This is a genomic window from Citrobacter sp. Cpo100, assembly GCF_030332595.1.
In the GTDB taxonomy this organism is placed as follows: Bacteria; Pseudomonadota; Gammaproteobacteria; order Enterobacterales; family Enterobacteriaceae; genus Citrobacter; species Citrobacter portucalensis.
Genome location: NZ_JAOWHM010000034.1, coordinates 72,482 through 91,985 on the forward strand (window position 1 = coordinate 72,482; position 19,504 = coordinate 91,985).

General features: G+C 51.9%; 18 protein-coding genes and 2 tRNA genes. 7 read left to right on the forward strand and 13 right to left on the reverse strand.

From position 1 onward, the window contains the following. The first annotated feature begins 267 nt into the window (after nucleotides 1-267). From OGX96_RS11915 to OGX96_RS11945, 7 genes are all read left to right on the forward strand, one after another. Nucleotides 268-344: transfer RNA gene (locus tag OGX96_RS11915), tRNA-Arg, on the forward strand. A gap of 60 nt (nucleotides 345-404) precedes the next feature. Further along, nucleotides 405-481: transfer RNA gene (locus OGX96_RS11920), tRNA-Arg, on the forward strand. A 121-nt stretch (nucleotides 482-602) separates the two neighbouring features. Beyond that, nucleotides 603-1,169, forward strand: a complete 567-nt coding sequence (yqaB, locus tag OGX96_RS11925; RefSeq protein ID WP_003825960.1) for a fructose-1-phosphate/6-phosphogluconate phosphatase — start codon at nucleotides 603-605, stop codon at nucleotides 1,167-1,169. Next, nucleotides 1,166-1,594, forward strand: a complete 429-nt coding sequence (locus OGX96_RS11930; protein WP_003825961.1) for a YqaA family protein — start codon at nucleotides 1,166-1,168, stop codon at nucleotides 1,592-1,594. The genes yqaB and OGX96_RS11930 overlap by 4 nt, the downstream gene beginning before the upstream one ends. Before the next feature lie 77 nt (nucleotides 1,595-1,671). After that, nucleotides 1,672-3,228 (forward strand): glutamate--cysteine ligase, encoded by a 1,557-nt coding sequence (gene gshA / locus OGX96_RS11935; RefSeq protein ID WP_032944711.1) that lies wholly within the window; start codon nucleotides 1,672-1,674, stop codon nucleotides 3,226-3,228. 149 nt (nucleotides 3,229-3,377) lie between these two features. Continuing rightward, nucleotides 3,378-3,893 (forward strand): S-ribosylhomocysteine lyase, encoded by a 516-nt coding sequence (gene luxS, locus OGX96_RS11940; RefSeq protein WP_003037312.1) that lies wholly within the window; start codon nucleotides 3,378-3,380, stop codon nucleotides 3,891-3,893. 345 nt (nucleotides 3,894-4,238) lie between these two features. Continuing rightward, the gene (locus OGX96_RS11945; RefSeq protein WP_103286015.1) at nucleotides 4,239-5,609 is read left to right on the forward strand and encodes a carbohydrate porin; all 1,371 of its coding nucleotides are present in this window, start codon (nucleotides 4,239-4,241) and stop codon (nucleotides 5,607-5,609) included. A gap of 48 nt (nucleotides 5,610-5,657) precedes the next feature. On the opposite strand, the gene emrB is transcribed toward OGX96_RS11945, so the two are convergent. The 13 genes from emrB to nrdH all read right to left on the reverse strand — a co-directional run bounded on the left by emrB (nucleotide 5,658) and on the right by nrdH (nucleotide 19,234). Beyond that, nucleotides 5,658-7,196 (reverse strand): multidrug efflux MFS transporter permease subunit EmrB, encoded by a 1,539-nt coding sequence (gene emrB / locus OGX96_RS11950; protein WP_003825966.1) that lies wholly within the window; start codon nucleotides 7,194-7,196, stop codon nucleotides 5,658-5,660. A gap of 16 nt (nucleotides 7,197-7,212) precedes the next feature. Further along, nucleotides 7,213-8,385: a multidrug efflux MFS transporter periplasmic adaptor subunit EmrA gene (emrA, locus tag OGX96_RS11955; protein WP_003825968.1), complete on the reverse strand. Its 1,173-nt coding sequence runs from the start codon at nucleotides 8,383-8,385 to the stop codon at nucleotides 7,213-7,215. Between the two features lie 129 nt (nucleotides 8,386-8,514). Beyond that, entirely contained in the window at nucleotides 8,515-9,045 is a 531-nt protein-coding gene (emrR, locus tag OGX96_RS11960) for a multidrug efflux transporter EmrAB transcriptional repressor EmrR (RefSeq protein WP_003037300.1), read from the reverse strand. 90 nt (nucleotides 9,046-9,135) lie between these two features. After that, complete coding sequence (gene ygaH, locus OGX96_RS11965) at nucleotides 9,136-9,471, reverse strand: L-valine transporter subunit YgaH (RefSeq protein ID WP_198801829.1); 336 nt, start codon at nucleotides 9,469-9,471, stop codon at nucleotides 9,136-9,138. Further along, entirely contained in the window at nucleotides 9,461-10,198 is a 738-nt protein-coding gene (locus OGX96_RS11970; RefSeq protein WP_003825971.1) for an AzlC family ABC transporter permease, read from the reverse strand. Before OGX96_RS11970 ends, ygaH begins: the two co-directional genes overlap by 11 nt. 122 nt (nucleotides 10,199-10,320) lie before the next feature. Then, nucleotides 10,321-11,505: an MFS transporter gene (locus OGX96_RS11975; protein ID WP_071445458.1), complete on the reverse strand. Its 1,185-nt coding sequence runs from the start codon at nucleotides 11,503-11,505 to the stop codon at nucleotides 10,321-10,323. Nucleotides 11,506-11,695: 190 nt separating this feature from the next. Continuing rightward, nucleotides 11,696-12,691 carry a glycine betaine/L-proline ABC transporter substrate-binding protein ProX gene (gene proX / locus OGX96_RS11980; RefSeq protein WP_043017315.1) on the reverse strand — a complete coding sequence of 332 codons (996 nt, stop codon included), beginning with the start codon at nucleotides 12,689-12,691 and terminating at the stop codon, nucleotides 11,696-11,698. Nucleotides 12,692-12,880: 189 nt separating this feature from the next. Continuing rightward, nucleotides 12,881-13,945 carry a glycine betaine/L-proline ABC transporter permease ProW gene (proW, locus tag OGX96_RS11985; protein ID WP_008785611.1) on the reverse strand — a complete coding sequence of 355 codons (1,065 nt, stop codon included), beginning with the start codon at nucleotides 13,943-13,945 and terminating at the stop codon, nucleotides 12,881-12,883. Then, entirely contained in the window at nucleotides 13,938-15,140 is a 1,203-nt protein-coding gene (proV, locus tag OGX96_RS11990; protein ID WP_003825980.1) for a glycine betaine/L-proline ABC transporter ATP-binding protein ProV, read from the reverse strand. The genes proW and proV overlap by 8 nt, the downstream gene beginning before the upstream one ends. A 354-nt stretch (nucleotides 15,141-15,494) precedes the next feature. Continuing rightward, entirely contained in the window at nucleotides 15,495-16,454 is a 960-nt protein-coding gene (gene nrdF, locus OGX96_RS11995) for a class 1b ribonucleoside-diphosphate reductase subunit beta (RefSeq protein WP_286583129.1), read from the reverse strand. A gap of 10 nt (nucleotides 16,455-16,464) precedes the next feature. Further along, nucleotides 16,465-18,609 carry a class 1b ribonucleoside-diphosphate reductase subunit alpha gene (gene nrdE / locus OGX96_RS12000; protein WP_198801831.1) on the reverse strand — a complete coding sequence of 715 codons (2,145 nt, stop codon included), beginning with the start codon at nucleotides 18,607-18,609 and terminating at the stop codon, nucleotides 16,465-16,467. Continuing rightward, nucleotides 18,582-18,992, reverse strand: a complete 411-nt coding sequence (nrdI, locus tag OGX96_RS12005; protein ID WP_003825987.1) for a class Ib ribonucleoside-diphosphate reductase assembly flavoprotein NrdI — start codon at nucleotides 18,990-18,992, stop codon at nucleotides 18,582-18,584. The genes nrdE and nrdI overlap by 28 nt, the downstream gene beginning before the upstream one ends. Further along, nucleotides 18,989-19,234, reverse strand: coding sequence for a glutaredoxin-like protein NrdH (gene nrdH / locus OGX96_RS12010; protein WP_048236625.1), 246 nt, complete (start codon nucleotides 19,232-19,234; stop codon nucleotides 18,989-18,991). The genes nrdI and nrdH overlap by 4 nt, the downstream gene beginning before the upstream one ends. Nucleotides 19,235-19,504 lie beyond the last annotated feature (270 nt).

Consider the following 19,504-nt stretch of genomic DNA (forward strand, 5'->3'; position numbering starts at 1 on the left):
CATCCGTAGCTCAGCTGGATAGAGTACTCGGCTACGAACCGAGCGGTCGGAGGTTCGAATCCTCCCGGATGCACCATCTTCTCCGAGGCAACAGCAAACTGTTGTTTCATGGTCTGCGAGATAATCGCGAGCACCAGGGAGGATAACGTTGCTTTAGCAACGGCCCGCAGGGTGAGGCGCAGCCGAGTAATCCTCCTGGATGCACCATCTCTTACTTGATATCGCTTATCACGATATCAATATCGGCAGTAAAGCAAGTTTTCCGATGCATCCGTAGCTCAGCTGGATAGAGTACTCGGCTACGAACCGAGCGGTCGGAGGTTCGAATCCTCCCGGATGCACCATCTCTTACTTGATATCGCTTATCACGGTATCAGTATCGACAGTAAAGCAAGTTTCCCGATGCATCCGTAGCTCAGCTGGATAGAGTACTCGGCTACGAACCGAGCGGTCGGAGGTTCGAATCCTCCCGGATGCACCATCTTGTCCCTCCCTCTAAATCATTTCCACATACTCTCTGACCCCCCCTCAATTCGCTGTCAGCGACAAAATCAATCAATTACGATAAAATAACGTCTGGTCACTCGGCTTGTGAGAAGACGATGTACGAACGTTATGCGGGTTTGATTTTTGATATGGATGGTACCATCCTGGATACCGAGCCTACGCATCGTAAGGCGTGGCATGAGGTATTGGGGCATTATGGACTACGGTTTGATGAACATGCCATGGTCGCTCTCAATGGTTCCCCAACGTGGCGTATTGCGCAGTCGGTAATTGAATTGAACCATGCCGATCTTGATCCTCATGCACTGGCACGTGAAAAAACCGACAAGGTGAGAAGCATGCTGCTGGATAGCGTCCAGCCTTTGCCGTTGGTTGATGTCGTGAAAGCCTGGCATGGTCGTCGTCCTATGTCGGTAGGTACGGGTAGTGAAAGCGCAATTGCAGAAGCGCTGCTCGCTCACCTTGGTCTGCGTCGCTATTTTGATGCTGTAGTCGCAGCAGATCACGTACAACACCATAAACCGGCTCCTGATACGTTTTTGCTTTGTGCCGAACGTATGGGGGTTGTTCCGGCTCGTTGCGTCGTGTTTGAAGATGCCGATTTTGGAATACAGGCGGCGCATGCCGCGGGAATGGATGCTGTGGATGTCCGGTTATTGTGAGTGATGGACTGTCGCTCCTGTCACTGTTTGCCAGCAGTTTTCTCAGTGCCACGCTATTACCCGGCAATTCTGAAGTTGTTCTGGTTGCTTTGTTGGTTTCCGGGGTCAGTCATCCCTGGGTCTTAGTCTTAACAGCAACAATGGGTAATAGCCTTGGAGGGTTAACTAACGTTATCCTTGGGCGTTTCTTTCCATTGCGTAAAACATCGCGCTGGCAAGAAAAAGCCACAGGCTGGTTGCGGCGCTATGGCGCTGTCACACTATTATTAAGCTGGATGCCGGTTGTGGGGGATTTGCTGTGCCTGTTAGCCGGGTGGATGCGCATCTCGTGGGGCCCAGTTCTCTTTTTCTTATGCCTTGGCAAGGCGCTGCGCTATGTTGTTGTCGCAGCGGTTACGACACAAGGCATTATGTGGTGGCACTAATTGTGTTGTGGGATAGCCTTCAGGGTAACCAATACCATTATGCTAATTAAAACGATTTTGACAGGCGGGAGGTCAATTTGATCCCGGACGTATCACAGGCGCTGGCCTGGCTGGAAAACCATCCTCAGGCGTTAAAGGGGATTCAACGTGGTCTGGAGCGCGAAACGCTGCGTGTTAATGCAGATGGGTCATTAGCAACAACAGGCCATCCTGAGGTGTTAGGCTCAGCGCTAACGCATAAGTGGATAACCACTGACTTTGCCGAAGCATTGCTGGAGTTCATTACTCCTCCCGGTGACGACATTGAGAAAATGCTCACGTTCATGCGCGACTTACATCGTTATACCGCCAGAAACCTTGGCGACGAGCGTATGTGGCCGTTGAGCATGCCTTGCTATATTGCCGAAGGTCAGGATATCGAACTGGCACAGTATGGTACGTCGAATACCGGTCGCCTGAAGACGCTGTACCGTGAAGGCCTCAAAAACCGTTACGGCGCGTTGATGCAGACAATCTCGGGCGTACACTACAATTTCTCGCTGCCTATGGCTTTCTGGCAGGCGAAATGCGGTGTAACCGAAGGTGAGGATGCAAAAGAGAAGATCTCCGCGGGCTACTTCCGTCTGATCCGCAACTACTACCGTTTTGGTTGGGTGATCCCGTATTTGTTTGGTGCCTCTCCGGCCATTTGTTCCTCATTCCTGCAAGGAAAACCGACAACTCTGCCGTTTGAAAAAACCGACTGTGGGATGTATTACCTGCCGTACGCAACGTCGCTGCGTCTGAGTGATTTGGGCTATACCAATAAGTCGCAAAGCAATCTCGGAATTACGTTTAACGATTTGCATGAGTATGTGGCAGGATTAAAGCGCGCGATTAAGACGCCTTCCGAGGAGTACGCGGCGATCGGTCTGGAGAAAGACGGTAAGCGTCTGCAAATTAACAGCAATGTTCTGCAGATTGAAAATGAGCTGTATGCGCCTATTCGCCCGAAACGCGTCACTCGTCGTGGAGAAACGCCATCAGATGCGCTTCTGCGTGGCGGTATCGAGTACATCGAAGTACGCTCGCTGGATATCAACCCGTTCTCGCCTATCGGCGTGGACGAGCAGCAGGTGCGTTTCCTCGATCTGTTTATGGTCTGGTGTGCGCTGGCTGATGCCCCGGAAATGAGCAGCGATGAATTGCTGTGTACGCGTAAAAACTGGAATCGCGTGATTCTCGAAGGGCGTAAGCCTGGGCTGACGTTAGGTATTGGCTGTGAAACAGCCCAGTTCCCGCTGCCGAAGGTTGGGAAAGATTTGTTCCGCGATCTGAAACGCGTGGCACAAACGCTGGACAGCATCGATGGGGGAGAGGAGTATCAGAAGGTCTGTGATGAACTGGTTGCCTGTTTTGACAATCCTGAACTGACTTTCTCTGCCCGGATCCTACGGTCTATGATTGATGAAGGCATTGGCGGCACGGGCAAAGCGTTGGGTGAGGCTTACCGAAATCTGCTGCGTGAAGAGCCGTTAGAAATAGTGCAGGAAGCTGAATTTATTGCTGAAACCGAGGCTTCAAAGCGTCGTCAGCAGGAGATCGAAGCGGCTGATACTGAGCCGTTTAGCGTGTGGCTGGAAAAGCACGCTTGATACAAAAGAAAAAGGCCACTCGGGAGTGGCCAAAATTTCATCTCTGAAAACAGGGATGATGATAACAAATGCGCGTCTTTCATATACTCAGACTCGCCCCGGAACAAAGAGTTCAGATTATTTTTAAAAAATTTATCGGAGGTGGCTAAATGCCGTTGTTAGATAGTTTTACTGTCGATCACACCCGGATGGAAGCTCCCGCGGTCCGGGTTGCAAAAACGATGAACACCCCGCATGGCGACGCAATCACCGTGTTTGATCTGCGTTTCTGCATTCCGAACAAAGAAGTGATGCCTGAGAAAGGTATCCATACGCTGGAACACCTGTTTGCAGGTTTTATGCGTAACCACCTTAACGGTAACGGCGTTGAGATTATCGATATCTCTCCGATGGGATGCCGTACCGGCTTCTACATGAGCCTGATTGGTACGCCGGACGAACAGCGCGTAGCCGACGCGTGGAAAGCGGCAATGGCGGACGTGCTGAAAGTACAGGATCAGAACCAGATCCCGGAGCTGAACGTTTACCAGTGCGGTACGTATCAGATGCACTCTCTTAGCGAAGCACAGGATATCGCGCGTCATATTCTGGAGCGTGATGTACGCGTGAACAGCAATGAAGAGCTGGCGCTACCGAAAGAGAAACTGCAGGAACTGCATATTTAGTCTTATTGATTAGCTGTTCCAGTATTTAAATTAACCCCGGTTTATATCCGGGGTTTTTTATTGCTTAATATAATTTGTGTTTATTATATTTGCGGCGAGAATATATTTTAATTTAAATGATGCCTGACCTGTTAAATAATAAAATGTGATCTGGCAAGCAGAAAGCGGTGGATAATTAACGATGCCAGGGTGTATTGATCACATAAACTAAAAAACATAAATAATTAATAGAAAAACATAATGGAATGCGCCAGATATCCGGGTAATAACAAGACTCTTTTAATAGCCGGTAGATAGGGTTTTTATCAAATCTTATCTGGTATACATTAAACTTTAGGGATGAAAATGAAGGCTAAATATTTGGCGCTGATGATCGGTGCTTGCTTTTCTCATAACCTTTGGGCAGCAAATAATATCACTATTGAGCAGCGTCTGGCTGAACTGGAGCAACGTGTTGTTAATGCCGAAAAACGGGCATCCGATGCTGAGGCGCAAATTCGCTCGCTGAAGCAGCAGCAGGTCGCCGCTACGCCGACGGTGAATGTCCAGTCTGCCGAGCCGATTGCAGCAGGTGAAACTCCGCCTAAGCTGACATTATCCGGCTTCAGCGATATTAAGTTCTATGGCGATGTCGAATTTAATATGGATGCGGCAAGCCGTTCCGGTAGCCTGACATCGATGAGAACATCAGCGAATAAAGATTGGGCACCAGGAACCAATGAACGCTGGGATATTAACGGACGCCTGTTGCTGGGCTTTGATGGCTACCAGCGGCGGGACAACGGTAATTTTGCAGGGTTCTCGGTACAGCCTCTGGCGGACCTGACCGGAAAAATGAACCTCGATGATGCCGTTTTCTTCTTTGGTCGTGAGAATGACTGGAAAATTAAGGTTGGTCGTTTTGAAGCCTACGATATGTTCCCGCTGAATCAGGATACGTTTGTTGAATATTCGGGGAATACAGCGAACGATCTCTACAGTGACGGTTACGGCTATATCTATATGATGAAAGAAGGACGGGGACGTAGCGACAGCGGGGGGAACTTCCTGCTGAGCAAAACCATCGACAACTGGTATTTCGAAGTTAACACATTGCTGGAAAATGGCAGTACGTTATATACCGAGAAGCAGTACCACGGAATGGATTTAACCAACGATAAAAACGTGGCTTACGTCCGTCCGGTTATCGCCTGGCAAAATGGGCGTTTTTCAACGGCGATAGCGATGGAAAGTAACGTCGTTAACAACGCCTACGGTTATTACCAAAATGGGACGTGGATCGATCAGTCAGATCGTACGGGCTATGGTTTTACCATGACCTGGAATGGTCAAAAAACGGACCCGGAAGATGGCGCAGTGATTAACCTGAATACCGCCTATATGGATGCGACCGATGAGACAGATTTTACCGCTGGGGTGAATGCGTTGTGGCATCGATTTGAACTGGGTTATATCTATGCGCATAACAAAATCGAAGCCTTCAATGCTACCAATATCGATGCCGTTTGTGAGGACGATTGCTGGATCACCGATCCCGGCAATTATGACATTCACACTATTCATGCCTCATATTTATTCCCCAATGTGATGGATATGAAAAACTTTAACATCTACCTCGGTGCCTATGCTTCATGGGTAGAGGCCAATCCGAATAATGGTGATAACAGCGAAGATGCGCGTTACGGCGGGCGTCTGAGATTCAAATATTACTTCTGATTGTAGGTCTAATAAAAAAGGGATCCGCAGATCCCTTTTATCAGATAGTTAGTGTGCGCCACCACCGCCGCCGCCCGCACCGAAGGGCGGTTTGGCGAACCACACCAGGCCAAGCAGGACCAGGAAGATCCCCGCCGACATCCAGAAGATTTCGTTAGCGGAAATAATCAGCCCCTGATTAGTGATCTGCTGAGCTATCCAACCTGAAGCCTGCTGGTGCGTCATCCCTAAATCCTGCAGCTTATCGTACATAGCCTGTGCATTTGGGTTGTAGGGGTTAACAGATTCCGTTAGCTGAGCATGGTGCAGCGACTCGCGGTTTGTCCACATTGTCGTCGTAATCGATGTGCCAATGGAACCTGCCAGCGTTCGCGTAAAGTTCGACAAGCTGGATGCCGCCGCCAGACGCTCTGGTGGTAAGCCGGACAGCGTAATGGTAGTTAGCGGCATAAAGAAGCAGGCTACCGCGAACCCCTGAATAAACTGCGGCCAGGCCGATGCGCCAAAGTCCATACCCGGCTCGAACGTCCACGCACGCCAGTAGAAACAGACGGCGTACATAATAAAACTGAACGTTACCAGCCGACGCATATCCAGCTTGTGCGCGAAGCGGCCGATAATCGGAGACAGGATCACCGGAATCACCCCAACCGGCGCTGACGCCAGACCAGCCCAGGTTGCTGTATAGCCGTATACCTCCTGCAACAGCTGCGGCAGCAGTACGATTGCGCCGAAGTAAAGCATATAGGCCAGACTGATACACAGACAGCCGATGGTAAAGTTGCGCGACTTAAACAGCGAGAGATCGACAATGGGGTGCTCGTCGGTAAGCTCCCAGACGATCAGGAAGCTGATAGCGACAACGGCGACCACCGTCAGGATGATAATCTCCTGCGAGGCGAACCAGTCCAGCTCTTTGCCGCGGTCGAGCATAATCTGCAAACTGCCGATACCGATGACCAGCAGTGCCAGACCAATGGCGTCAATGCGCCGCTGCTCGGTTTTGGTTTCCCGACCGCGCAGGGTTTGCAGGGTCATCAATACCACCACAGCCCCGATTGGTACGTTGATAAAAAATATCCAGCCCCAGTGATAGTTGTCGCTGATATAGCCCCCAAGAATAGGACCACATATCGGGGCAACAATCACCGTCATCGACCATAGCGCGAGGGCGATGGAACGCTTGGCAGGTGGATAGTTATTCAGCAACAGGCTCTGTGACAGCGGAATTAATGGACCGGCGACAATACCCTGGATTACGCGGAAGAAAATCAGCATGTTCAGGCTGGTGGACATCCCGCATGCCCATGACGCAATGACGAAGGCGATAGTTGACCACATAAAGAGTCTTACTTCGCCAAAGCGTTTTGCCAGCCAGCCGGTGATCGGAATAGAGATAGCGTTCGCCACCCCGAATGAGGTGATCACCCAGGTTCCCTGGCTCAGTGAAGAGCCGAGGTTCCCGGCGATAGTGGGGATCGCCACGTTAGCAATGGTGGAGTCCAGCACCTGCATGAATGTCGCCAGGGACAGCGCGATCGTCATAATGACGAGCTGCGCGCCTTCCAGCGGTTTTTGCTGTTGCATCACACGCACCTTTGAATTAGCCCGCGTTGGCCCGCACGATCTCTTCGATCATCTTATTGACCGGAGCAAGGTTGATTTCACGTGCATTACTTTCTGATACCGGCGTGGTACGAACCTGGCTTGCCAGAATTTGTCCGTCACGATTTGAGGTATCTACCGTAACCAGCGTAGACAAACCAATACGTAATGGATGCTGTGCCAGTTGCTGCGCATCCAGTTCGATACGTACCGGCAGACGCTGGACGACTTTGATCCAGTTGCCGGTTGCGTTCTGCGCTGGCAGCAGGGAGAAAGCGCTGCCCGTACCCATATCGAGACCGACAACTTTACCGGTATATTTTACGTCATCGCCGTAAATATCGCTGATAACGGTCGCCGGTTGGCCGATACGCATGTGCGCGAGCTGTGTTTCTTTGAAGTTGGCATCTACCCACAGGTTAGTGGCCGGAACAACCGCCATCAGCGGCGTGGTTGGGCTAATTTGCGCACCAGGCTGTACGGCGCGACGGGATACATAACCGGTCATTGGGCTGACAATTCTGGTACGTTCCAGCGCCAGCCAGGCATTGCGCACTTCGGTGGCAGCCTGTTGCACAGCGGGTTGATCTTCCAGCTTGCTACCCAGAATCATCGCCTGGTTAGCATTATATTGTTGGATCGCGACATCAAGCTGGGCCTGAGCGCTGGCGACGGCATCACGAGCGTGTTGCAGCTCTTCACGGCCAATCAGGTTGGCATTGCCCAGCGGAACTCGGCGATTAAAGTCGCTTTGTGCCTGCGCCAGTGCGGTTTTCTGCACTTCAATGCTTGCCTGTAACTGCTTGCTGTTGATCATCAACTGGTGCGTCTGACGCACGCTGGAAGCCAGCGCAGTTTTGGCTTTTTCAAATGCCTGCTTTGCGTCTGTCTGGTCGAGGGTGACCAGCACATCGCCTTGTTTTACAAAGTCAGTGTTATCAGCCCAGACTTTCGTCACGCTGCCTGATACCTGAGCCATGATTTGAACCTGGTTCCCTGCCACGTACGCATCGTCTGTCTCTTCGACATGACGAAGTACTAAAAACCAATAAATCCCATATGCCACGGCAATGATAATAAAGAGCAAGGTCAGAAGGAGCAGCATACTTTTACGTTTGCCATTCTTCTTGACCGGTTGCTGCGGGGTTTGAGTCTCCGCATTTGCGCTCATGTTGTTCTCCACGATCTTATTTTTTTCACATCGGCTGAGCCGACCTGTTTATCAGACAGGCCAGCAGTATGCGTGCTGGCCTGTCGGTTTTTTCATTTATAAATCTGGATTTCTGAGCGAGTCAGCGCGTTAGCGCAGCGCTTCTAACACCGCGCCATCCTGCTCCATCTGATCAAGACGGGTCAGAAGTTTACGGGTAATTTGCTCAAGCTGATCTTTTTCGGTGGTGCTAAGAGAAGACCAGAGCTGATGCAGGCAGTTATGCTGAGGCGGTAACACCTCTTGCAAAAAAGCATGGCCTTTCTCGGTCAATTGCAGATGCAGACAGCGGCGATCGTTATCGCTTTCGCGACGTTCGATCCAGCCACGTTTTTCTAACTCATCCGCAATGCGGGTAGCGTTAGTGCGTGACGAGCCAAGCGCGCAACTCAGTTCAGAAGGCTGAATACTGTGGTTTTCCTGAGACTCCAGCGTAATCAACGCCATAAACAATGTCTCGTTAATCCCTTGAGCTTTCAGCATCTTATTGCGGTTTTCCAGCAACTTACCCTGCATGTGCATACAGAGGCGAGTCAGAAGCACTTCCTGATAAGGGAACTCTTCGTAGCGGCTGGCGCGAAATTTTAGCATTTGTTCAATGGGCGTAAACGAACTATCCATTTGGGTATAACCTCATTAATTTCAGCCGATATAGTAACGACAGTGACAAATAAAGTAAATGTATTATTTCTTTAAAATGATTGTTTTTATCTATAAGCCAACAAGCATTTTCCAGGCTAATCCATAGCCCAGAGCACTCAGTAACGTTGGAATGATGATGCTGCGGGTCTTATAGAAGCTTGCGCCCAGTATGACAAACCCCACCAGCGTAGGCACGAACCGACGAGCGTCGTGCATAACTTCTGGTGCGGTAGACACCACCAGCAGGGCGCAAATAGATGCAATGCCAATAGTGTCGAGTAGTATGCCCGTCGCGCTGCGCTTCGTCGGGCGAACATTGCCTACCCCAAGACGGAGTGGCAAATAGCGAAAACAGTAATTAACGCAGCCGACCAACAGGCCAAGTAGCAGAACCTCATAGCTCATCAGGACCTCCCTGCCAAAATGACTGGATGAGCGCCGTCAGGCATCCGCAGACAATACCTGCAAGGATAGCGGCAGGTATGGAAAACAGCATGACGCCAGCCAGCGCCCCAGCCAGGGAGGCAGTCACGCAGAGCGCTTGTTTACGTTGGAATGACGCGAGCAGGAAGCTCATAAACAGCGCCGGGAGCATGAATCCCAGTGCCGCTTCAACCGCCGGGTAATCCTTGAGTAAACCACTGCCAGAAAACGCGCCGATCACCGTACCAAACACCCAGGAGGCCCAGGAGCACAGTGCGATGCCGATCATCCAGTTTTCACTCCAGCGTCGATTATCCCGGACCAGTTTTGCCGTTGCAGCGGCAAAGACTTCATCGGTAAGGCCAAAAGCCCACAGTGCACTTTTGGGTTTACTCAGTCGCTGGGCTATTCGGCTGCGCAGGGAAGGGCCGTACAAAACATGGCGGACATCCATGGCCATGACGGTAAGGGCGGCGACCCACAGCGAACTGCCCGCAGCGAGCATGGTGGTAATGACAAACTGGCTGGCTCCCGCATAGATAATGCAGGAGAAAAAGACGCTTTCAACCGGCGTAAAGCCAAGGCGAGTGGCATTGAGACCAAATGCAAAAGCGACCGGAATATAGCTGATGACTATTGGCAGGCTGTCTTTGAATCCTTCCGTTAACGTTGCCGAACAGGATTCAGACTGGGGTACAGGGCTTTCCATAGGGTTATAGGTTTCATTACCGAAATTAATATAACTTGGCTCAATGAGTTATAACCTTAGCAGACTGATGGGCTCCTTAACACCCTGTGGAGCCCAATCAGCGGTAAACATGCACTATACGCTTAATTTACGGCTTCCTGACGGTGAAAACCTCGCCACCAGACCACCAGGTTGAGTACGGCAACGGTCGTACCCGCCAGACAAACGCCAGCCCAACCAGCATGCTGCCAGGCGGAGGCTGAAATTAGCGAACCAGCCGCTCCGCCAATAAAATAGCTGGTCATGTATCCGGCGGTCAGGCGATTACGCGCATCCGGATGAATGCGATAGATAACCGTCTGGTTGGTGATGTGTACTCCCTGAACGGTGAGGTCCAACACCAGAATACCGATAATCAGCATGGGGACGGAAGCGTGCCCAAGCCAAATAGCAAGCCAGGAGAGCAGCAGTAATAGCAGTCCTATGGTTGTGGTCAGGTGGGATTTACCTTTATCGGCAAAACCGCCTGCAGGACGTGCGCCTAACGCCCCTGCGGCACCCGCCAGACCGAACAGACCAATCATTCCTTCCGAATAGTTAAACGGCGGCGCGGCGAGCAAAAACGCCATCGAGGTCCACAGGATACTGAAATTGGCAAAAGTCAGGCAGCCCAGCATCGCGCGGGTACGCAGCAATTTATCGTGAATAAACAGGCTGAATACCGAGCCTAACAGCTGAGGATAGTTAAGATGAGTATCGGATTTCATCTTCGGCAGGCCGCGCCACAGCGCAACCGCCATCAGCGCCATTAATACTGATGCGACCCAAAATACGGTGCGCCAGCCGCCAAGATTCGCCAGTAATCCCGCCACGGTGCGCGCCAGCAGAATACCCAGCAGCAGGCCGCTCATAATCGTGCCGACAACCTTCCCGCGCTTGTCCGGTGTGGCAAGCGTTGCCGCCAGCGGAACCAAAATCTGTGCCACTACCGAGAACAGTCCGGTCAGAGCGGTGCCGAGAATCAGCATACCCAGCGACTGGCTGCTGGCGGTGATCAGCATGCCGCCAGCAGCGAGCAACGTCATGGAGACAATCAGCATCCGACGTTCAAACATATCGCCGAGCGGCACTAAGAATAGCAGGCCGGCAGCGTAGCCGAGTTGGGCCGCGGTGACGATAAACCCTGCGGTACTGGCAGATAGCGAAAAGTTGCGCGCGATGGTGTCGAGCAGCGGCTGCGCATAATAGTTACTGGCGACGGCGAGGCCGGTGGCAATAGACATTAACAGGATCAGCGAAGGGCTAAGTCCCTGAGTAGTTTTCGTCATTGTTTTCAACTGAGTAATGGGTTGCAGAAAACAATCATAACGGAAGTGATTAAATGTTGCTGATTTGTTGAGTGATGGATTGTGCGATTGGGGGAGGGAGGATAGGCCGGATTAGGCGCATCGCGCCACCATCCGGCATTTATGCGGTTACTGGCCTGATGGCGCTACACTCATCAGGCCTGCGAGTGGGTTATTTCTGCGCGGCCAGCGCTTCGTTCACCCAGCCGTCAAACTGCTGCTGGTGGGCTTTGATCCAGCCGTCAACGTGACCCTGTACGTCGGCTTCAGACGCTTTCCCGTCGTGCATCATTGCGTTCTGCGCGTTGATATCCGCCAGCGGCAGCTTCATGATGGCAAACAGTTTCGCCGCAGCCGGGTTTTTCTCCGCCCAGGCTTTATTGGCGACAATATGCATAGTGTTCACCGGGAAGCCGTAGTTGGCGCCGTTTGGCAGTTTGGTATCAATATCTTTCTGCTCACCTGGCAGGGAAGAGAACGGCACCTGCAGCCAGACCACATCTTTACCAGGTTTCATTACGTCGCTCACCCAGTACGGTGTCCAGGTGTAGTAAAGAATGGGTTTACCTTCTTTGAAGCGGGTAATGGTGTCGGCCATCATCGCCGCATAGTTACCGTGGCTGACCTCGACGGTTTTTTCCAGATCGAAAGCTTTGTTCTGGTGGTTGATTACTGCTTCACAGCCCCAGCCCGGTGAACAGCCCATCATATCGGCTTTTCCGTCACCGTTGGTGTCAAAGATTTTGGCGATCTTCGGATCTTTTAACTGGGCGATATTGGTGATTTTATACTGCTCAGCGGTTTTCTTGTCGATCAGATAACCCTGTGCGGCACCCGTAACGAATACCCCCTCGCGATAAAACTTTTTGTCTCCGCCCGCAGCGGCGTACATATCATCATGAAGCGGCTGCCAGTTCACGGCGGTAAAAGTTGCATCGCCAGAGGCAATGGAGGTATAGCCGACGTTGTAGTCAACTTCGCTGGTTTTGTTAACGGTGTAACCCAGTTTCTCCAGCGCACGGGCGACTAACTGCGTCTGGAAGGATTCTTCAGAGATAGTGCTCTGGATTGGCTGTACGGTGATGCCTTTGCCCGGCAGGTCGGCAGCGAAAGTGCTGGTGGAGACAAGGGTGGCAAACGCTGTGGCAATAATTATTTTCTGTCGCATCGTTGTTCCTTATTGCACTTCATCCTTCAAGCTGCCTCTTTGTTGGCTGCACTCATGCACCCCAGTCACGTACTACTTGTACGCTCCTGGGGATACATTCGTTTACCGCCACGATGCAACTTGAATGATTTTGTGCAAGTTAATGAATTGTAGGCCCGGTAAGCACAGCGCTACCGGGCAACGGGTGAATTACTTCGTGAAAGGGCGAGTGATAAGCCCAATGGGACCGGTGGTGTACCAGCGACGGTTGCCACGACTACGCGAGTCGCGACCGACGGCCTGCGTCAGGCGGTCGAGAATGATAGCGAGGATCACAATCCCAACCCCGCCGACGGTGGCAAGCCCCATATCCAGACGACCGATTCCGCGCAGAACCATCTGGCCCAGTCCGCCGACGGCAATCATCGACGCGATGACGACCATTGAGAGCGCCAGCATCAGCGTCTGGTTAACCCCGGCCATAATGGTGGGCATTGCCAGCGGGAGCTGCACTTTAAACAGCATCTGACGCGGGCTGGCACCAAACGAGCGCGAAGCTTCAATCAGATCGGCTGGCACCTGGTTAATCCCCAGAATAGTCAGACGCACGATTGGCGGCAGGGCGAAGATAATCGTCACCACTACGCCCGGGACGTTACCAATACCAAACAGCATGACAATCGGCACCAGATAGACAAACGCGGGCGTGGTTTGCATGGCGTCCAGCAGCGGGCGAACAATTTTTGCTGCTCGTGGACTGCGCGCCAACCAGATCCCCATCGGCAGACCGATCACCACGCAGAACAACAACGCGGTCAACACCAGCGCCAGGGTTATCATGGCCTGCGACCACGCGCCGATGGCACCGATAGCAATCAAGGAAATCAGCGTCGCAACGCCCATCCCCACGCCGGAAATCTGCCAGGCAATCAGCGCGAACAGGATAATCGCCACGGGCGCTGGCATACCCAACAGCAGCTGTTGAAAGCCGTTGAGAATGTAATCCACCGGGACACGAATGCCCTGGAAGACCGGACGGAAATGGGTAACGACCCAGTCGATCCCCTCTGTGACCCAACTGTCAAGCGGGATCAGCGTTTTATGGAACGGATCCATAATATTGAAATGCTCTGGTGCCGGCGCGGGTGCGCTGGTCAGCCAGTCCGCGCCACCACCGTCAGTGGGTGCGCCTGATGGCGTACTCCAGGCATCAGCATTTTGTGCGGCACTGTCGGCCGCTGGTGTGGTGTCCCACGGATTAGTTTGATCAGCCATTGTTTACCCCCTCACGATCTAAAGCCTGTAACAGCATGCGTTTTGAAATGACGCCCACATACTGCTGTTCCTCATCTACAACCGGCACCGCGCACGGGGCCTGACCGACATGAGAAAGCAACTCGCTGAGAGGGGTTTGTGCATCTACGGCTAACGGCTCATCGATCAATGCCGCTTCAATACCTTGCGCCTGACTTAACGCTGTTTTTAATGAGTCGATAGAGACAACGCCAACGAATTTATTGCCGCGTTCGATCACGTAACCATATTCGCGATCTTTGTCCTGCAATAATTGCAGCGCAGAACGTGGACCCACCCCGGGGTTTTTACGAATCAAACCTTCGGGACTACGGCGTGAAATATCTTTCGCGCTAAAGACCTGGCTAATATCGACGCCACGGAAGAAGGTGCGTACATAATCATTGGCCGGATTATTCAGGATTTCATCTGGCGTGCCGACCTGGACCACTTCACCGTTTTGCATAATGGCAATTCTGTCGCCAATGCGCATGGCTTCGTCGAGGTCATGCGATATAAAGACCACGGTACGTTGATGCTTCGCCTGTAGTTTTACCAGTTCATCCTGCATCTCAGTACGAATTAATGGATCGAGGGCTGAGAAGGCCTCATCCATTAATAAGATGTCAGGGTTAATGGCTAATGCGCGGGCGAGGCCTACACGCTGGCGCATCCCCCCGGAAAGTTCATCCGGGTAGCCGTGAGCATAATTCTCCAGACCAACCTGGCGCAGCGCATCTAACGCTTTTTCACGACGTTCATCCGCACCTACGCCGGCTAATTCCATGCCGAATGCCGTATTGTCGAGAACCGTCATGTGCGGCATCAGGGCAAAGGACTGGAACACCATCGCAATCTTTTTTCTGCGCACCTCGCGAAGCTCAGCATCGGATATCCGGGCGATGTCTACGCCGTCAATCAATACCTGTCCGCGGGTGGGTTCAATCAGGCGATTGAGAAGGCGTACCATTGTGGATTTACCCGAACCGGATAATCCCATGATGACAAATATCTCGCCTTCTTCAATGGCCAGACTGGCGTTCTTAACGCCAAGCGATAGCCCCGTTTTATCCAGAATCTGCTCTTTTGAAAGTCCTTTTTCAATATATTTGAAGGCTCTCTGGGGATGCTCTCCAAATATCTTATAGAGATTTTTAACTTCTAATTTAATTGCCATGCAATAGAATGATTCCTGTTATTTGTTTATATCGATATATTACCTGATGGAAATAGTGACCTTTTTCTACCCTAACATACTGAGAATCTGAGACAACCCTGAATTTGGTTGTGGCATGAATATTGCCAAAGGCCAGATGGCGGGACTTCCCGTGATATAAGGGCTGAGCGCGAATGTGAACGGGTTAATATTTTTTGTAAATGGCAATGAAAAATCGCCTGAATTGCTGGAATGCAGGCGAATAATGCGGCTGATATTGAGTGTAGATCACACAATTATATTTGCACGACAAAAGTGTGATCCTGTTAAAATATTTCCGCGAAAAATGTACGGTATTTCCCGTGAAAATGAGCGCTAGAAATTCCAGTCGTCATCTTCGGTTTCGACCGCTTTTCCCATCACATAAGATGAGCCGGAACCCGAGAAGAAATCGTGGTTTTCATCAGCGTTGGGCGACAGCGCGGCAAGGATTGCCGGGTTAACCTCCGCCATTTCAGGCGGAAATAGCGCCTCATATCCCAAATTCATTAATGCCTTATTGGCGTTGTAACAAAGGAAGGCTTTGACGTCATCCACCCAGCCGGTTTCTGCATACAACTCTTCCGTATAACGCGCTTCGTTATCATACAATTCCATCAGTAGGTCAAAGGCAAAATTCTTTAACTCCTCGCGTGCAGATTCGGAAATATGCTCCAGACCTTTTTGATATTTATAACCAATGTAATACCCATGAACCGCTTCATCACGAATGATCAGACGAATGAGATCGGCGGTATTGGTCAATTTGCCGCGGCTGGAAAAATACATTGGCAACCAGAAGCCAGAATAGAACAGGAAGGATTCCAGAAACACGCTGGCTATTTTTTTCTTCAGCGGTTCGTCGCTGGCGTAATGTGTCAAAACGATCTGCGCTTTGCGCTGGAGTGGGGTATTTTCTTCACTCCAGGCGTAGGCAGCATCCACGTCTTTGGTCTGGCAAAGGGTAGAGAATATTGAGCTGTATGAACGGGCGTGCACCGCCTCCATAAAGCTGATATTCGACAGCACCGCCTCTTCATGCGGCGTTAACGAATCAGCCATTAACGCTGGCACTCCGGCAACATTCTGAATGGTGTCGAGCAGCGTCAGCCCGGTAAAAACGCGGATTGTTAACTGCTGTTCGGCGGCGTTCAACGTTTGCCAGGCCGGAATGTCATTGGAGAGCGGGACCTTTTCCGGGAGCCAGAAGTTACTGGTCAGACGGTTCCATACCTCAAGATCTTTATCATCCTCAATCTTGTTCCAGTTGATGGCGCTCACGCGGGATAATGTCATTTTCTCCTCCTTACAGCGCGCATGACACGCAGCCTTCGATTTCGGTGCCTTCCAGCGCCAGCTGGCGTAGTCGGATGTAGTACAGGGATTTGATGCCCTTACGCCAAGCGTAAATCTGCGCTTTATTGATATCGCGCGTGGTGGCGGTATCGGGGAAAAAGAGCGTCAGTGAAAGCCCCTGATCGACATGGCGCGTTGCTTCAGCATAGGTATCAATGATTTTTTGTGGGCCGATCTCATAGGCATCCTGATACAAGGCCAAATTCTCATTGGTCATAAACGGGGCAGGGTAGTAAACGCGCCCGGTTTTACCCTCTTTGCGAATCTCCACTTTCGACACGATCGGGTGAATGCTCGACGTGGCATGATTGATGTAGGAGATAGAACCGGTGGGGGGAACCGCCTGTAAATTCTGGTTATAAATGCCGTAACGCATCACATCTTCACGCAGCTGTGACCACATCTCGCGCGTCGGCAGCGTAATGCCGCTGGCGGCAAACAGCGTGCGAACCTTGGCGGTTTTTGGTTGCCAGTCGCCCTGCAGATACTGGTTAAAATACTCGCCGCTGGCGTAGCGCGACTGTTTGAATCCGGCAAAGGTTTGACCGCGCTCGCGGGCGATCTTCATTGACGTATTCAGCGCATGCCAGGTGATGGTATAGAAATAGAGATTGGTGAAATCCAGCCCTTCCGGCGAACCGTAGGCGATCCCTTCCCGCGCCAGATACCCGTGCAGATTCATCTGCCCAAGACCAATCGCGTGCGACGTGCTGTTTCCGGCCTCAATCGAGGGCACGCTGCGGATATGGCTCATGTCCGAAACGGCGGTTAAGCCACGAATCGCCGTTTCCACGGTACGACCAAAGTCGGGGGAATCCATAGTATGGGCAATGTTCAACGAGCCGAGATTGCAGGAAATATCGTGCCCGGTCTGCGCGTAATTGAGATTTTCATCGTAGGTGGAGGCACTGTTAACCTGCAAAATCTCCGAGCACAGGTTGCTCATATTGATCCGACCGGCAATTGGATTGGCGCGATTCACCGTATCTTCAAACATGATGTAAGGATAGCCAGACTCAAACTGGATCTCGGCCAGACGCTGGAAGAAATCGCGGGCGTTAATGTATTTTTTACGCACACGTTCGTCGGCAAGCAGTTCGTCATAGCGTTCACTGACGGCGATATCGCCGAACGCTTTGCCGTAAATGCGTTCCACGTCATAGGGTGAGAACAGCGCCATGTCGGCATTCTCTTTGGCCAGCTTAAAGGTGATATCCGGGATCACCACGCCAAGCGACAGGGTTTTGATGCGGATTTTCTCGTCGGCGTTTTCGCGCTTGGTATCGAGAAAACGTAAAATATCCGGATGGTGTGCGTGCAGATACACTGCCCCCGCACCCTGACGTGCCCCGAGTTGATTCGCATAAGAAAACGCATCTTCCAGCATTTTCATTACTGGGATCACCCCAGATGACTGGTTCTCAATGCGCTTTATGGGCGCTCCTGCCTCGCGCAGGTTGGAGAGCAAAAATGCCACGCCGCCGCCGCGTTTGGAGAGCTGAAGTGCGGAGTTGACCGCCCGACCAATAGACTCCATGTTGTCTTCAATACGCAACAGGAAGCAGGAGACCAGCTCACCGCGTTGCTGTTTGCCGCAGTTTAAAAAGGTTGGTGTGGCGGGCTGAAAGCGCCCGGAGAGCATTTCATCGGTCAGCTGCATCGCGAGCGTTTCATCGCCCTGCGCCAGCGTGAGCGCCACCATCGTGACCCGATCCTCAAAGTCTTCGAGATAGCGCTTACCGTCGAACGTTTTCAGCGTATAGCTGGTGTAGAACTTCCATGCGCCGAGGAACGTCTGGAAACGGAATCCGCTGGCGTGGGCGTGATCGAATAGCTTCAGCACGAACGCGCGATCGTAGCGGGCTAACACGCTGGCATCGTAATAGCCTTCATCCACCAACGTTTCCAGGCGCTCCTGCTGGCTGGCAAACGCCACCGAGTTTGGGCGGACGTGGGCGGCAAAGAAGGCCTCCACGGCCTGATGGTCTTTGTCGAACTGAATGCGCCCGGCTTTATCGTACAGATTCAGCATGGCGTTCAGGGCGTGATAATCCAGCGTTGGCTGCATTACACGTTCTGCGGTTGTCGTTGCCAAAATTCGCTCACTCCTTTTCGAACGTTGTCGATATCGCTTTGGGTGCCCATCAGCTCAAAGCGATAGAGCCACGGCACGCCGCATTTTTGTGAGATGACATCACCCGCGCGACCGTAGGCGTCACCGAAATTACGATTGCCGGAGGCGATCACTCCACGGATTAATGCCCGGTTGTGCGTATCGTTTAAAAAGCGGATCACCTGTCTTGGGACCGCGCCAGCAGTGCCGCCGCCGCCGTAGGACGGCACGATTAATATGTAAGGTTCGTCTACCCGGATCCGCTCGCGTTCGTTAAGCGGAATGCGGATGGCTGGCAGCCCCAGACGCTGCATAAAGCGGTGCGTATTTTCGGAGCTGCTGGAGAAGTAGACGAGCTGACTCATGCGCTGGCCACACGGTGTTCCGGATGCAGACGGTTGATCATGTCCGGGCGAAACCCTGACCAACTGGTTTCACCCGCGACCACGACCGGTAGCTGGCGAAACCCTTGATCGCGCAGGCTATCAGCCAAATCGGGTTGTAAATCGACGTTTACCATCTCAAAGTCAAAACCACGGCTTTCCATTGCCCGTTTGGTGGCGTGGCACTGAACACAGTTATTGCGAGTGTAAATAATAATACGCATGATTCGTATTTCCATTTAAAAATAAAGGATCGGCGCGATGAAGGGCGTCGGGTTGTGTGTGTCCTGATAGGAGAGATACTAGATGTGGTTTTAAAAAGATTCAACCATACAAGATATGGGAATTTTAGATTGATAATGAGCTGGGTGATGAGCGTGGCGGGGGAAGTGGTATGTACCATCGCAGGTTGCCGGATGGCGACGCGTCGCGTCTAATCCGGCCTACAGGAAAGTACATCCTGGGCCGGATAAGGCATTTATGTCGCCATCCGG